General features: G+C 49.9%; 16 protein-coding genes. 10 read left to right on the top strand and 6 right to left on the bottom strand.

Annotated features, from left to right (window positions below; all coding sequences use genetic code 11):
- Positions 1-396: 396 nt before the first annotated feature.
- Entirely contained in the window at positions 397-720 is a 324-nt protein-coding gene (locus ABI361_11750; GenBank protein MEO9321335.1) for a hypothetical protein, read from the bottom strand.
- A gap of 248 nt (positions 721-968) precedes the next feature.
- On the opposite strand from ABI361_11750, the gene ABI361_11745 reads away from it, so the two are divergent.
- Positions 969-1,211, top strand: coding sequence for a hypothetical protein (locus ABI361_11745; protein MEO9321334.1), 243 nt, complete (start codon positions 969-971; stop codon positions 1,209-1,211).
- 77 nt (positions 1,212-1,288) lie between these two features.
- On the opposite strand, the gene ABI361_11740 is transcribed toward ABI361_11745, so the two are convergent.
- The 4 genes from ABI361_11740 to ABI361_11725 all read right to left on the bottom strand — a co-directional run bounded on the left by ABI361_11740 (position 1,289) and on the right by ABI361_11725 (position 4,960).
- Positions 1,289-1,597: a hypothetical protein gene (locus tag ABI361_11740; GenBank protein ID MEO9321333.1), complete on the bottom strand. Its 309-nt coding sequence runs from the start codon at positions 1,595-1,597 to the stop codon at positions 1,289-1,291.
- A 462-nt stretch (positions 1,598-2,059) separates the two neighbouring features.
- Positions 2,060-2,665, bottom strand: coding sequence for a hypothetical protein (locus tag ABI361_11735; protein MEO9321332.1), 606 nt, complete (start codon positions 2,663-2,665; stop codon positions 2,060-2,062).
- Positions 2,662-3,726: a hypothetical protein gene (locus ABI361_11730; GenBank protein MEO9321331.1), complete on the bottom strand. Its 1,065-nt coding sequence runs from the start codon at positions 3,724-3,726 to the stop codon at positions 2,662-2,664. Before ABI361_11730 ends, ABI361_11735 begins: the two co-directional genes overlap by 4 nt.
- Before the next feature lie 247 nt (positions 3,727-3,973).
- Positions 3,974-4,960, bottom strand: a complete 987-nt coding sequence (locus tag ABI361_11725) for a site-specific integrase (GenBank protein ID MEO9321330.1) — start codon at positions 4,958-4,960, stop codon at positions 3,974-3,976.
- Positions 4,961-5,259: 299 nt separating this feature from the next.
- Between ABI361_11725 and ABI361_11720 the strand changes: the two genes are divergently transcribed.
- The 5 genes from ABI361_11720 to mvk all read left to right on the top strand — a co-directional run bounded on the left by ABI361_11720 (position 5,260) and on the right by mvk (position 9,798).
- Positions 5,260-5,496, top strand: coding sequence for a DNA-directed RNA polymerase subunit N (locus ABI361_11720; protein MEO9321329.1), 237 nt, complete (start codon positions 5,260-5,262; stop codon positions 5,494-5,496).
- A gap of 28 nt (positions 5,497-5,524) precedes the next feature.
- Positions 5,525-6,766, top strand: coding sequence for an enolase C-terminal domain-like protein (locus ABI361_11715; GenBank protein MEO9321328.1), 1,242 nt, complete (start codon positions 5,525-5,527; stop codon positions 6,764-6,766).
- Positions 6,767-7,154: 388 nt separating this feature from the next.
- Positions 7,155-7,745 carry a 30S ribosomal protein S2 gene (gene rpsB / locus ABI361_11710; protein MEO9321327.1) on the top strand — a complete coding sequence of 197 codons (591 nt, stop codon included), beginning with the start codon at positions 7,155-7,157 and terminating at the stop codon, positions 7,743-7,745.
- Positions 7,746-7,936: 191 nt separating this feature from the next.
- Positions 7,937-8,815 (top strand): AmmeMemoRadiSam system protein B, encoded by an 879-nt coding sequence (amrB, locus tag ABI361_11705; protein ID MEO9321326.1) that lies wholly within the window; start codon positions 7,937-7,939, stop codon positions 8,813-8,815.
- Positions 8,812-9,798 carry a mevalonate kinase gene (mvk, locus tag ABI361_11700; protein MEO9321325.1) on the top strand — a complete coding sequence of 329 codons (987 nt, stop codon included), beginning with the start codon at positions 8,812-8,814 and terminating at the stop codon, positions 9,796-9,798. Before amrB ends, mvk begins: the two co-directional genes overlap by 4 nt.
- Before the next feature lie 17 nt (positions 9,799-9,815).
- On the opposite strand, the gene ABI361_11695 is transcribed toward mvk, so the two are convergent.
- Complete coding sequence (locus ABI361_11695; protein ID MEO9321324.1) at positions 9,816-10,835, bottom strand: phosphate uptake regulator PhoU; 1,020 nt, start codon at positions 10,833-10,835, stop codon at positions 9,816-9,818.
- A 72-nt stretch (positions 10,836-10,907) separates the two neighbouring features.
- On the opposite strand from ABI361_11695, the gene ABI361_11690 reads away from it, so the two are divergent.
- Genes ABI361_11690 through coaBC form a run of 4 tightly spaced genes read left to right on the top strand, consistent with a single transcriptional unit; the run spans position 10,908 to position 14,732 of the window.
- On the top strand, positions 10,908-11,831 hold the full coding sequence (locus ABI361_11690; GenBank protein MEO9321323.1) for a GHMP kinase: 924 nt from the start codon (positions 10,908-10,910) through the stop codon (positions 11,829-11,831).
- A 12-nt stretch (positions 11,832-11,843) separates the two neighbouring features.
- Complete coding sequence (locus ABI361_11685) at positions 11,844-12,587, top strand: 4-phosphopantoate--beta-alanine ligase (protein MEO9321322.1); 744 nt, start codon at positions 11,844-11,846, stop codon at positions 12,585-12,587.
- 2 nt (positions 12,588-12,589) lie between these two features.
- On the top strand, positions 12,590-13,480 hold the full coding sequence (gene panB, locus ABI361_11680; protein ID MEO9321321.1) for a 3-methyl-2-oxobutanoate hydroxymethyltransferase: 891 nt from the start codon (positions 12,590-12,592) through the stop codon (positions 13,478-13,480).
- Positions 13,473-14,732, top strand: coding sequence for a bifunctional phosphopantothenoylcysteine decarboxylase/phosphopantothenate--cysteine ligase CoaBC (gene coaBC, locus ABI361_11675; protein ID MEO9321320.1), 1,260 nt, complete (start codon positions 13,473-13,475; stop codon positions 14,730-14,732). Before panB ends, coaBC begins: the two co-directional genes overlap by 8 nt.
- Positions 14,733-14,762: the final 30 nt, after the last annotated feature.

Here is a 14,762-nt window from a genome sequence, read left to right as displayed (position 1 = left end):
ATCGAGTTTTCTATACTAGTAGCAACGATCAACTAAATTATAATCCTCTACAGCATCGCGGACAGATTTCTCTCGTTATTCGGCTATCTGAGCGTGTTTGGTAGACGTTTGTATTCATGCCCTCAACAGTTTGCGTTGCCATTCCCCCGCTAACCCAAATTACTATCGCATACAACGTGTACAAAGTTCGCTCAATCATCGAACACCGCGCCACTAGGCGTATCATACTCCGCACCGCTATAGGAACTACTTGAGCTTGACAACTCGTTTCCGTCAAAATCAAATAGTGCATAGTTGACGCTTTCTCCGTCTTCGTCTATTCCAATGCTTAGGCAGTCTATCAGGTCGAAACTGGCTCTTTAGTCATGCTGCTCCGAAGGCTGCGGCGGGAGGATTTCATTCCGACTCAATATCGTCTGACTTCACGAAGACTCGAAACTTTATTCGATTGACATTCTCCGAAGCTTTCTCTTGCTTGGAATTTGCAGAACCACTAAGCCAAGCGCCTATTACATAAACTCCCCCTTTGACCGAACCGCCCTTTTCATCCTTATCTCTGGCGGCAACAGAGACGTCAAAATCAACAAATTGTCCATAATAGTCAGGAACTTTTTCCCCGATAAATTGAAACTTGTCAGTCTCTTCTATTGCATCATTTGCATTTTTTACGCCTTTTACAATTTCAACGAGTGTAGTCATAACGAAGTCCTGAAGTTCCATGACAGTTGGTCAGTTCAAATGCTCGAAATTAAATACTGCTGCGGCAGACTGGAAAAAGCTTCATTCAACTGGAATGCGAGATTCTTCGACAGAGCATCCACGGTTACACACCCATATTTTTTGCTCTTTGCCATCCTTCAGTTCTTTGATTATCCGCATGTCATGTTTGCACTTTGGACATCTTTTCCTCATAGCCAGCGGATTTACCTACCGAGAAATTAATAAGGTTAGACACTGTTAACTTGGTATTGAGGAAGTATAGCCTGCATCCAGTTATACCGCTAGGCTATGGAGCGTTCTGCACGATTTACGCAGCGTTTCTGTTTTGGGCTGGCGGTAAAATTGATGGAATATTTCCAACTGGCTCGGATGCTCTCTTTCAGGCTGGTCTTCTCGTGTCTGGGCTGGGATTGTTTATTATTTCGCAGTTCGCTTACTACGAGCACAAAGCGCTTCGCAAACTGCAAGAGAACACTGGGTTTTACGACTAAAAGGAATACTAGTTCGCTGGCTGTAATACGAGCTCCTCAGCGAAGTCTTTCTTCTAATCTTCCAGAGTATTTTCACTTTAGCAAAAGGTCTTGCGGCGGAGGTCTATCTTTGCCTTTGGGTGTTCCCTTTGATAAGCTTGCACAAAACCCTTCGCCAAGTCATAAAGAACTCCATAGGTATCTATCCGAGGATCACTGGTATCTGCGAATTGTCCTAGGTATTGCTCCAGTTTTGATCTAGCCTGTATTACTGTCTCCTTTGGCGTTGGCTCTTTGTAGCCGCGCCTGTAGAAACTGGTGGTATTGGCAAATGTGATGCTGTCCTTATCATTTAACTGAGCCAGGTTCCGCTCATAAAATTCATCATCCTTAATTTCGTCTCTCAATGATTGAACCTTCCTTGACTTTTACTTATTGTGAGTACCTTACTTAAAAACGAGCTACGAAATCTTGCTTGTGGTATTTAGGCTCAACTATCTCAGGTACTCCTTCTCACATTAACTTTCACAATTTCGGCATCAAGTTCACCAAATATTTTTGTCCACTCCGATATCTGGCGGTTACAGACGTCGATCCAAAAGGAAATTCCTCTCTCGTTTTTTTGTCTTTGGAACATGTGGTTTGCGTTACCTATTGGAACGCTTATTCCCCAAGCTATTACTTTCAATTTTTGTCCTAGCTCTGGATCATAATACCTAGAAAGGAAAATGGCATCTCCCATATGCTTTTATTATTAAGATCGAAAGTCAGTTTGTGTCCCTCTACTAGTTTCCCGATTAGACGAATTTTTTGTTCCGTAGTTTAAGCGAGCCTGCCGAAGTACTCGCAATAGGCTAATTCCGGATTTTTCATAGCTCTCCACCATGTCGGTCCTTCTCTATTATATGCTCAATTTCGGACCAAGCCTTTTTGGAAATACTGAATTGCTGGTCCGGCAGCATGTAACGCCGATCGATTTTCTCCTTCTCCGCGATTTGGTTTACCGCATTTGCTACTGCTTCAGAGAACGCAAGCCTGGAATCGAGGATCTTCAAACCCGCATTTACAAGCCGAAGATCTAGTTCAGCCATAAGTCGCTCTATAGATAGCCTGGTTTCAAGGTCCGTTGCCTTGTCTAGATAGGAGCGTAGGCGAGCTTGCTGAATGGAGAGTCGTACAAGATATCTACGCATGTCCTCGTCGAAAGTAGTTGTTCCTTCAGTCTTTCGCGTTTGGGCGTATAGAAATCTGATATCTGAATTAATGGTCCCTCTACTGACTTTCATTATTTCTGAAATCTTGCTAGCCGAATATCCATACTCGAAATGAAGCCTAAAGACCTCCTTGCGGCGCTTATGCCGTTCTGCCTTGGTATATGGTGAGAATTTCTGCATAGGTTTGATCAGGTTAGCGCCTTGCATTAATGCTGGATCGACGCTTTCAATTTCGGGAGAGTTTGCAGGAATATCGCTCATGTCATACCCTCTTTACCCTTTGACGTTTCCAGCGCGATTAACCGTTTGTTAAGTCCCTCTAAGGTGAACGCTTCGGCGATAGTCTCTCCGTACGGTTTATTGGGATTAACAGTCTTCTCAAACCTATAGAATAATTTATCATTGATTGGCTTAAGATACACCCTGAAAACGTTATCGTAGTATCGATACTGTTCAGAGTGGTTCAGTTGTAAATCGCTGACTTTGCAGCTCGATATTGAAACGTCCCTATTGATGTCTAACTGCGTGACTAGCCAATCGCTGATAGCTGGAATGATGTGATGTCTCTCGTCGTGCAGAATGACGGAAAGCGCGCCTCTAACTTCGCCTAGGAACGCATTTAGCTCGGTCCTATGACTCTCTGAAACTAGCGGGAAAGCATGTCTAGAACAAACCACGACGATCTCGAGCGAGCCAGAAGGATAGAACGATAACTTGACGCTTCTATAGCCTACAGGAATCTTCCACTGCTTACCCTTGTTACCATTTACAATATCGGCTTTTAGAGCTGGATACGTTTCAGTAGGCAGACATAGCTTAAAGTGTATGTTATGGATATGCAGCGGTGCGTCCTTTAGGAGCGGCAAAGCATACTCGATAAGCGTGTTAGCCCTTACTGGATCAAGCAACGTATCAGCGCATAAGGCATCTTGGTTATGCTCGTGATCAAAGTAGAATACCCCCGTGGGGCGAATTGGTGTAGTTCTAGTGACAATTTCGGCTTTTAACGATGACGGATAATACTGTTGAGGTTTTGTACGTTTATCAGGTATGGTGAAAAGCACCAGAGAACGATTTGAATGATATTTTAGCATCGCCTGAGCCTTCGACTTGCTCGTAGCAAGCCCACTTTCAATCAAGTTTACAAATGTTATACCACTACCGTTTTTCTGATATTTTTCCAAGGCTAGCTGTTCAATTTCGCTAGATCGGACATTCTGTACTAAATCGGCATTTGGTATACTTTTTCGAGAAAGATCTGGGACTGGTCTACCCTTCAAGATTTGACTATCAGTAACAAAAATTTTTGCAGTGAGACCCATTTTGTAATTAACCATCTCTACACTATTGAACTGCGCCGAAATGCTCGCGGCAACGCTCGCAGTTTTCGATATGCTGTAGCATCTTGCTAACCTGACGCAAAAAGTCCGCCTGTATATCACCTGTTATTGCTACGCATTCGGACATGGTTTATTTTGTAAAGTTCAAAAATATAATATGTGGTGCCTTCACAAATTGAGCGTGAATTTCTCCTTCATAAATGTATAATAAGTATAGTCCGCTGAGGCTCTAGTCTAGCCTAAGCTTAGGGAACTTGTTAAGGCGCTCCTGGATTTCCGCCATTTGGTCGAGCAGAGGCTTATTCTTCGCATCAATTTCAGACATAATTTTCTCTCGCAGTTTGGCTTCGGCGCTCAGCTTCTTCTCCAGATCTCGGATCTCGGACCTGAGCTTGCTTTCACTTTCGATCGTGAGAAGGTCGGCGGCTTTTAGGTATTCGCGGGTTATTTCCTCGTCTGTGAGCCTAGCATAAGAGATGTCTAATCCCGTTTTATGCCCCATTAGGTGTTCCTTCACCGTGTGATTTACGCCGGCTTTGATCAGCTGAGTGTTGAAGAATTTTCGTAGACCATGATTCGCCATTACGTCGTGTCGCTTGCGACTACTGTAACCTTTAGTCTCGCGAATGCCGGCTGTAACTAGGAGCCCTTTCATCAGTGTATTCAGGGTAGTTGTTGACACGTGTCTCGGATTCCTTGCGTCCGACCGTGAAAATTCCTCTCTTATCAATGGAGCATCAGGCGTCAGATCCTCGCCTGCACGCTTTCTTTTCTCTAGGTATAGGTCAATAACCGCCACGCACTCAGGCGTACAGAATGTAAAATACTCCTCATCCGCCCCCTCGTACAACATTATCTTGTATAGTCCGCTTATGCGCTCTAGATTCCTGATTTTCAGGTCCGCAATTGAGCCTATGCGCAGCCCCGCGGATGCCATGAGTAAAATCATTATCCTCTTTCTGTCGTCAGCATGATCTAGGAGTTTGCGAATTTCATCTATAGTATATGCTCGGTCCTTAACTGCCCTTTTTCTCTCTCCACAGAACGCCTTTAGCTTTTTCCAGTTGACGCCGATAACGTCATTGTATTGGTAGAAATGGATAATCGCTGAAAGGTTTACAATTATGGTTTGAGCTCTTAGGTTCCGTTTGTATCGAAGTTCCGAGATGTACGCCTGGACCCTTATTTGAATCGTCTTTGCGTCCTCGGCAGCCATAGCGTCAAAATCTGTCAGACCGTGAAATCTCATGTATCGCTGAAGAGCCTTGCTGTAAAGTCTGAGACTGAATGGGCTTCTTATGGAGTCTACGAAATTACTATAAGCGGCAGAATTTAATAGCGGTTCGTCAATTGCGGTAGTCATTGACTGTAATTAATGCTCTGAGGTCGTATTTTAGGGGAGATATGTCACAGTATCTATAATTTATTGGGGAATGCGAGATTGCATTCAAGGAAATCGGGCCTTCGCCCACCGCCAAGCGTTTTTATTAGCAGGGTGAAATGTAAATGCAAGCAATGCTAGTGCCTGTCAGGTGTTTTACTTGTGGAGGCCTCATCGCAGACAGGTTTCAGCAGTACTCTATCCGCGTAAAAGCTGGCGAGGATCCTGCAAAGGTTATGGACTCTATCGGCATCAAGCGGTATTGCTGCAGAAGGATGTTTGTCTCGAGCGTAGAGACAATCTATCAGATAATTCCCTACTATGAGGCCCTGAGGCGCCGCATGTCAGAGATCCAATCTGAAATAGAATAAATATCGTCTTCAAAGTCCAGTCAACGTATTGGCTTCCATTTCTTCAGTCCGCGGTCGCATCATTTTCAACAGCCGGGGCAGTAAAACAATTGAAGTTGACGTCGTTTCCGATAACAAGTTCATGGGACGCGCCTGCGCGCCCTCCGGCGCAAGCGTTGGCAAACTGGAAGCCCAAAGTTTTCCAGAGAACAAGCCAGAAAGGGCCCTGTCTGCCCTCAATGCCAATGCATCCAAGTTCGTTGGAGCAAACGCGGCTGACTTGAAGGCAGTCTATGATATCCTAAGAAAAATCGACGATACACAGAACTACAGCAAGATCGGAGGTTCAGTGGCATACGCCCTGAGCATTGCAGCTGCGGAAAGCGCCGCCAAGGCCGCGGATGTTCCCCTTTTCAGGCAGCTAAACCCGAAGGGGCCATACGCATTTCCTTTCCCACTTGGAAACATTCTTGGCGGAGGGGCTCATGCAGGACCCGGGACCCCTGACATACAGGAAATCCTCGCATGTCCTACCGGAGCCCGGGACATAGTTTCGGCTCTTGAGACCAACTTTAGACTGCACGCAGAGACCCGGAAGGTAATCGAATCAATAGACAAGCGGTTTACTTATGGCAGGGGCGACGAGGGCGCATGGGCCCCAAACGTCAACAACGACCAGGCTCTTGAAATCGTGGAGAAGGCAACTCGGAACTGCGGTTACACGCTTGGAAAAGAGATTTCACTTGGCATTGATTTTGCAAGCTCTTCTTTTTGGGACGAAAAAAAGAAGGTGTATGATTATGCCCGCCAGGGAATCAAGCGCGATGTCGGCGAGCAAATCGAGTTTGCAAACAGACTCATCAAGGACTACAAGCTAATCTACGCAGAAGACCCTGTTCAGGAAGAAGATTTTGAAAGCATGGCAGAAATCACCAAGAAGAACCCAAAGACGTACGTGACCGGCGACGACATGCTGGTTACAAACGCGGCAAAGGTGAGGGAGGCTGCCGAGTATGGCGCCTGCAGCGGAGCTATCCTGAAGGTGAACCAGGCCGGTAGCCTCTATGATGCTATGCAGTTTGCAGCAGAGTGCAACAAGCGCGACGTAGGCATAATCACCTCACATAGGTCAGGCGAATCAGTAGACTCGCACATTTCCCATATCGCCGTGGCGACGGGCTCGAAGATGCTCAAGTCCGGCGTGCTTGGAGGCGAGCGCGTAGCCAAGCTCAATGAACTTGTCCGGCTTTCAGAGCACGGTCTAGTTGCTGGGATGGCCCGCATAATCTAGCAAAAGGCGGGCTTTGGCAGAGCTTTGGGCAAAGCGGATTGTGCGCTTGTCTCTAGCGATTTGGCAGCAATCTTGCGATAGGCCTGCATTTGGAATCTGCGGATTTGCGGGTTCATGGCCGAATATGCGCCGGTAGGCCTGCGCATGAATATTCTTAATAAACGCCACATACGCCTAGTTTGTAGCATGGTTTAATAGCTGGAGTGGCAAAACTGTCCCCTGCGTAAGGATTTACATGACTGAATCATCTCCCAACGAAGACAACGAGATTAGCGCCGCCGACGAAGTAAGCGAAGTCGAGGGCACTGATCAATCCGAGTCTTATTCCTCTGAACAGGTCGAGTCCCCTGAGGGACAAGAGAATGTTGAAACGACTGACCTTGAGAACATGATACTGTCAACTGGCATCCGTGTTGGCACGCCGGTAAAGACCAAGTACATGGCTCCGTTTATACTCAAGGCAAACCCTGAGGGACTATACATCCTTGACATCAGCAAGACCCTTGCCAGAATCGATGTTGCTGCCAAGTTTATCGGTAGATCCGACATTTCAAAGGTTGCAGTAACCTCTGCTAGGGAGTACGGCAAGACCCCGGTTGAAAAATTCTGCGAACTCACAGGGGCTACACCCATCCTCGGCAGGTTTATGCCCGGCACATTTACGAATCCCTCACTTCCCGACTATATGGAGCCGGAAATAGTAGTAGTCACAGACCCTCAGGCTGACCAGCAGGCGGTTTTGGAAGCCACGAGAGCCGGTGTACCGGTAATTGCAATTTCAAACAGCGACAACGTGACATCCAAGGTGGATCTTGTTGTGCCGGCAAACAACAGAGGCCGCAAGGCACTTGCCACGACTTACTGGCTCTTGGCGCGTGAAGTGCTAAAGAAGCAGAGCAAGATCAAGTCAGACGGCGAAATGGAGTCAAAGGCATCCATAGACGACTTTGAGACCAAGCTGGTCGAAGAGTTGCTCTAGGCCTCACTTTTATTTTCTTCACCGATTTCTTTAAATTGCGACCGTCCAGAACGAGGCAGGTACATGGCAGACTGCAGAGGTTTTTGTCTTGCGTATCCCTGCCTCCAGCTTACCGATTCTTCGTTTCCTACTCGCGCAAGCCATCCATTCGCTTATTATACAATCAAGCCGGTAGGGTTGTCTGAAATAACTTGACTTCTGATACTGCCACGCGCCCGCCTGCAGTCGCCGGAATGTTTTATCCTGACAATTCCCGCGAGTTGACCAGAGCAGTGGAGGACACTTTTGCAGACTGGCGCTTCGGGCCAGGCGCGCAGCCGCCCTCGCTTGAAAACCAACGAATCTATGGGATGATCTCGCCGCACGCCGGATACGCTTACTCGGGAGCCGTTGCGGCAAATGGCTATTACCGGATTTCCGGCTCTAACTTTGAGAACGTCATTCTCGTAGGCCCCAATCACTACGGAATTGGCTCAACTGTTGCCACCATGAAATCCGGCCAGTGGGAAACCCCCATTGGCAGCATCGCCGTTAATTCTGATTGGACAGCACTTATCTCGAAAAAATCCGGCATACTTGACTTTGACAATTTTGCACACAGCAGGGACCACTGCATCGAGGTGCAGCTTCCATACCTCCAGGTAATCAGGCAGCGCAAGTATTCTGCCGAGTTTTCAATAGTCCCGATTATTCTTATTATGCAGGACCTGGACACCGCATACGACCTTGGAAACGCCATCAAAGAAACTGTCGAAGAAAACGCCGAAGAGGGCAAGACACCTGTCATTATCGGATCCTCAGACCTGACTCACTATGAGCCAAACGAAGAGGCCCACAGAAAGGACGGCGAGCTGATAAATGCAATACTGTCGCTTGACGTCAACAGGTTCTATGCCGTACTTGAGCGCCTTGACGTATCTGCGTGCGGCTATGGCGCTATAGCCACCACCATGATAGCTGCAAAGGGGCTTGGGGCGACAAAGGGAGAGCTGTTAAAGTATGCGACTAGCGGCGATGTCACAGGAGATAAGGACGCGGTTGTCGGATACTGCTCCATAATATTTACATGAAACCTGCATCCTTCGCGTCGGCCCCCGCAAAGGTAATCCTTTTCGGCGAGCATTTCGTCGTGCATGGGAGCACGGCGATTCTCGCATCGATAGAGCGGCGAATCTCCGCCAAGGCTGCCTTGACAGACGAGCCGGGCAGGATCTCCATAATTTCCGACCTTGGCAGCGAGAGCATGGTTGTCGGTTCGCAGGAAAGCGCAGAGGACGCCCAGCGGCGGAAGACAGGCGGACTGGCGCCTCTACTGGACTTGGCAAGGCAAATTGTTCATGAAAAATCTGGCGGGCAGGTACCCGGAATCAGGATTCATATTGAATCACACGTCCGGTCGGGAATAGGACTGGGTTCTTCCGCAGCTTCCTGTGTAGCAACTGCTGCTGCCGTAGTGTCTCTTTTCGGGCCGGTCGACAGGCAGCGGGTATGCAGACTTGCTATGGATGCCGAGGGAATGGTGCATGGAACTGCGTCGGGGGCGGACTGCTATGTGAGCACGTTCGGCGGGCTTGTGACCTACAACCGGAACCAGAGCATGAGGCCTTTGACCCCGGGTTCTGATTTGGTTTTGTTGGTCTGTAACACCGGAATTGCCCACTCCACAAGAGAGGAAGTGGACAAGGTTAGAAAGTTCAAGGAAAGAGACGTTGCCAATTTCAAGAGTCTTCAGGACGAGCTCGACGATATATCGTCCAAAGCTGCCGATGCACTGGAGCGCGGCGACAAGGTCGGGGTGGGCCGCCTCATGGGCCAGAACCAGCGGCTACTGCATAGGCTTGGAGTCTCTCATCCAAAGGCAGAGGAAATAATAAAGCTCGCACTAAGTGCAGGCGCGCTGGGAGCAAAGGTCACGGGGGCAGGCGGGGGAGGAGCCGTCATTGCGCTTGCTGGCAGTCATGAAGAAGGAGAAAAAATTCTCGCCGCGGTGGAGCAGCATGGCTACGAGGCCTTTGTGACCGGAATTGACACGCATGGCCTTGTCAGCGAATAACTTCTACAACAGCGGCTCTATGCGTTTTTGAGAGGCGCCGTCAGGTGCACCGGCTTTACCAGGTCTGCAATGTCCACCCAGCATCGGGCGATCTTGTCAAGCGAATAGAGGATATTGAGAAAGTTAATGGTCGAGCTGGAGTCGCGTTTTGAAGCAATGGCGTTCAGCGATGAGACATCCTTGAGCGAATTGACAAGGTCTGTAAAGCGCTCGTACATCCTGACCACCGTGAGCGAGTCGTTCCTGTTCTTGTTGACAAAGGCAGATACTGCCTTTTCCTGCATGTCGTCGACTAGCATGCCTGCCTCGACGATTTTTTCAATGTGTGGAATCTCTGAAGCCGCGCGGATCCCGGCCAGGTCAACGATATAGTCCCCTGCACTTTCGAGCAGGTTTGCAGCTATCCTGTAGTCAAGGATGTCGATGTTGCTCAGGTTTAGTTTTCCCGCAAGCCTCTGATCCATCATCGCACTCCGAATAAGCCTGACAAGTAAAAAGTAGTGGCGGTTTACTTCCTGATCCCTGCTGCCCACTACCCTGCGTATGTCCTTCTCTTTCTTGTTCATTGATTCCACGACATCCCTTGACATACCTGACACTATGGAATTCATTCTTCGAAGAATCTTTTCGGCGTCAAGGGTACCTGCGTCCAGCAAAAACTGAGCCGAAATCTTGAAGGCATCCTCGTCAACGATTTCAAGACCTGCCAACTTGTGAACCGCCCTCTTTATCCTGTCGGCGTCGTCAAACGGAATCTCTGAGCTTGAACGTATGCGAATCAAGTCGTAGCCGAGAAGATAAGCGCCGTAAACTTGGTTTACCACCGAATCCATGGTCGCAGGCGTATACGACAGGGTGGCCTCCTTGGTCGCATCAGAATTGTCGTCTGATGAAAAAATCGAGATCGAGTTGTCCCGATTTATGTCAAGCGTCAGGATGCTCGCCTTTCCAAGTTTATTTCGTTTTATCCAATCACCCGGAAGGGAGATCATAAAGCTGCTGCCGACCTTCTGCAGCCTCCGCACATACTTTGACATGAATATTTATGCTCGTATAAACTAATTAAACGTTATTCTTATATTTTCAGCAGATTATTAAGACTTGTTCTGATGGCATCGGCACTAATTAGTGCGCCCGTGGCTCTCGCCAGATCTTTTAGTCCTGCCCATATTACAGGCTTTTTTGACAAGCCTGCGGCGCCTCAGCAGAATGCAATGTACGCAGGTTCCGTCGGTGCTGGGTTTTCAATTGACAAAGGCATCTACACCACTGTCCAGGTCCACGAGAGCAGGGTGAAGGGTTACTCGATTACTATCAACGGAAGGCCGTCCAGAGACGCAGAAGTTTCGAAATGGGTTGCCGAAAAATACATGCGCTATCTGGGCTCTTCCTTTTTTGTTTCCATTGACCATCACGTAGAAATTCCAATTGGCTACGGACTTGGTTCAAGCGGAGCTGCAGCATTGAGCCTTTCTTATGCGCTCAACAGCGCGCTTGGGACCGGACTCTCGCAGACAGAGGCGGCCCAAATCGCGCACCGCGCAGAGATTGAATGCAAGACGGGACTCGGAACCGTAATCGCCGAATTTGCAGGAGGCTTTGAAGCGCGGCAGACTGTCGGGGCACCCGGAGTCGGGCTGGTATCAACAAGACCCCTTGATGGCTACTCAGCCGTGATTCTGTGTCTCTCTCCGATTTCGACCAAGACTTATCTATCTTGCAGGAACGGTTTCGAGCAGGGGCTCGGCACGCGGATGCTCTCGGAACTTGCCGCAGGTGGTTATCAGCCGGAGGAATTTATGAAAATGTCCCGGGCATTTTCGGCAAGGCTGGGGATTGATTCCGGAAAATGCAAGGCGCCAATGGAAGCCCTTGCACGATCTGGCTATGTTTCAAGCGTCGCACTTTTCGGCGAGACCGTCTTTGCGCTCGTGCCATCCGAGGATGCCTGGAAGGCAGAGAGAATACTGCAGCCTTTTGACGGGGACTTGCTTGTCTGTGGAATCGACCCCGCCGGCGCGCGGCTTATCTGAAAGGCCGCTGCCATGATAGAAATCCCTGAAAGCCACCCGAGAGCCAAGTCGCTGCACGTGCGGGAGGCTCTGGTCGCCGGATTTCAGAACGGCTTGGTGGCACCTCAGGGGCTCATCGCCCACGGTCGAGGCGAGGCGTTTGACTACCTTCTCGGTGAGGCTACAACCCCTATGGCACGCGCCGCAATACGGGCTGCCGCCGCCTCGCTTTTGACGGCAATGCACCCGGTGATATCCGTCAACGGAAATGCGGCAGCGCTTGTTCCAGGACAGCTGGTAGAGCTTGCAGCCTCGGTAAATGCCAAACTCGAAGTCAACCTGTTTCACCGAACCGAGGAAAGGGAAAGGAGGATAAGGCAGGAACTTGAGCGAAACGGCGCAACTCAGGTCCTTGGAACCGGCGGCGATGCCTCAGCGCAGATCCCCGAACTGCAAAGCGAGAGGCGCAGGGTTGACCCCGCGGGAATATTTTCTGCCGATGTTGTCTTCGTGCCACTTGAGGACGGCGACAGGACGGAGGCGCTTGTAAAGATGGGCAAGACTGTAATTACTGTAGACCTGAATCCGATCTCAAGGACCGCAAAAGCCGCACAAATCAGCATTGTGGACAACCTTGTAAGGGCTGTCCCTGAACTGGTCGCCGCGGTAGCCGACCTGAAGAAGAGCGGCGAATCTCTCCAGGCCCTGCTGGACTCTTTTGACAACCAGGAAAACCTTGCAAGATCGCTGCAACTAATCCGCGGCGGAGTCGGCTAGCAATGGCGAACAAAGAGAAAAAGCAAACGGTTTCGGGGATTGCTGCAATGAAGAATCGCTCGAAAATCTCGGTAGTCACTGCATATGATTACTGCACTGCCCTTATCTGCGACAGGGCAGGCCTGGACATCCTGCTTGTCGGCGACAGCGCCGGGATGGTGGTTCTGGGCTATCCTAACACGGTTCGGGTGGAGATGGCCGACATGCTTCTCTTTTGCGGCGCGGTTTCAAGGGGCGCAAAAAGGGCAATGGTGGTAGGCGACATGCCATTTGGCTCCTATCAGTCTGGCCCAACGCAGGCAGTGGAAAATGCCGTCCGGATGATAAAGAGTGGCTGCGACGCGGTCAAGCTGGAAGGGGGGGCCGAAATCCAAAAGACAGTCGAGTCTATCGTGTCAGCCGGGATCCCTGTGATGGGGCACATCGGACTGAAGCCACAGACTGCGACGCTTTGGGAAGGATACAAGGTTCAGGGAAGGACTGCAGAGGCGGCCCAGAAGTTGCTCGCTGACGCGTTCGCGCTCGAGCAGGCAGGCGCATTTTCGATTGTACTTGAAATGGTATCGACAGAGGCAGCTGGCGAAATATCAAAAGCGCTCCGGATACCGACCATTGGAATAGGCTCGGGCCCAAAATGCGACGGTCAGGTTCTCGTGCTGCACGACCTGATAGGGATGTACGAGGATATCAAGCCAAGGTTTGCTGTGCGCAATGCGGACGTTTCCAGCGTGATATTTGACGCAGTGTCCCGGTATTCTATGGACATAAAGGGAGAAAAATTTCCAGCCGAGTCGCACACATTTCACATGGACAGCGGGGAGCTTGACAAATGGGCCGGCACTTTCCGAAAGGAAGAGTCTGGCACCGTGAACAAAGGGAAAAGGCTTGACTGAAAGAGACACCCACCCTTCAAAGGATATCACAGGCACTGCGGGTAAAGAGCTCGCGGGCAAGAGGGTGGTGCTCTGCGTAACTGGCAGCGTGGCCGCATACAGGGCAATCGATCTGGCCCGACTGCTCATGAGGCACGGCGCCGACGTGAGGCCGGTTATGAGCGGATCCACTGGTATGATGGTTTCCCCGGAGATGATGAAGTGGGCCACAGGAAATCCCGCAGTATCGTCGCTTAGTGGCGACCTTGAGCATGTTGCTCTGGCAGACTTTGGCAGGTCCGACCTGATAGTTGTCTATCCGTGCACTGCAAACACTATAGGCAAGGCGGCAAACGGGATAGACGATACCCCGGTCACCTCGGTGCTGTCAGTGGCGCTTGGCTCGAAAATCCCGGTAATCGTTGCCCCTGCTATGCATGAGGCAATGATTGAAAACGCTGCTGTTGCGCAGAACATCGGCAAGCTAAAGCAGGCCGGGGTTATCTTTTGCGAACCCTTGATTGTAGAAGGCAAGGCCAAGGCAGCGGAACCGCAGGAGGTACTGCAACTTGCAATTTCGACACTTTCGCCAAAGCCTCTCGCCGGCAAGAAAGTACTGGTTACGGCCGGAAGCACCATAGAATACATCGATCCCATCAGGGTCGTTACCAACCTGAGCTCCGGCAAAATGGGGATTGCGATAGCACAGCAGGCCTCTGCAATGGGCGCAAAGGTGACGTTGATACTTGGGGTCGGGGTTGAACCGCCGCGGTTTGAAAAGATACTGCGCGTGAAAACGTCATCAGAGATGTATGATGCGGTTGTCTCTGAGCTGAAATCCGAAGAGGGCGGCTATGATGTTGCTGTAATGACGGCTGCAGTATCCGACTTTAAGCCATCAAAAAAATCCGCTTCAAAGATCGACACCAGAAAGGGATCGCTCGAACTGCGCCTGGAACCTACAAAGAAGATCATAAACGAAGTAAAGAAAATTAGCAGCCGAACCGTGCTCGTGGCATTCAAGGCCGAGTGGGGTCTTGACAGGGGGCAGCTGGTTGAGAAGGCCAAATTGAAACTTGACGAATGCAACGCCGACCTTGTGGTCGCAAACGACTTGGCACTTCCGGGAGCATCTGCGGGCTCTGACACCACTGAGGTCCTTGTGGTCGGAAGGACAGGCAGGCCCCTGCACATGCCACTCGCATCAAAAGTCGAGGTGGCGCAAAAGCTTGTCCAGCTTGTCGCAGAAGTAATCGACAAGAACAGTAAATGACTGGAACGCTCCTGACAAGCATACTATATA

Origin of the sequence: Nitrososphaera sp. (assembly GCA_039938515.1) — an archaeon.
In the GTDB taxonomy this organism is placed as follows: domain Archaea; phylum Thermoproteota; class Nitrososphaeria; order Nitrososphaerales; family Nitrososphaeraceae; genus Nitrososphaera.
The sequence above is the reverse complement of the archived record's forward strand: the minus strand, read 5'-3'. Positions and strand labels throughout refer to the sequence as shown.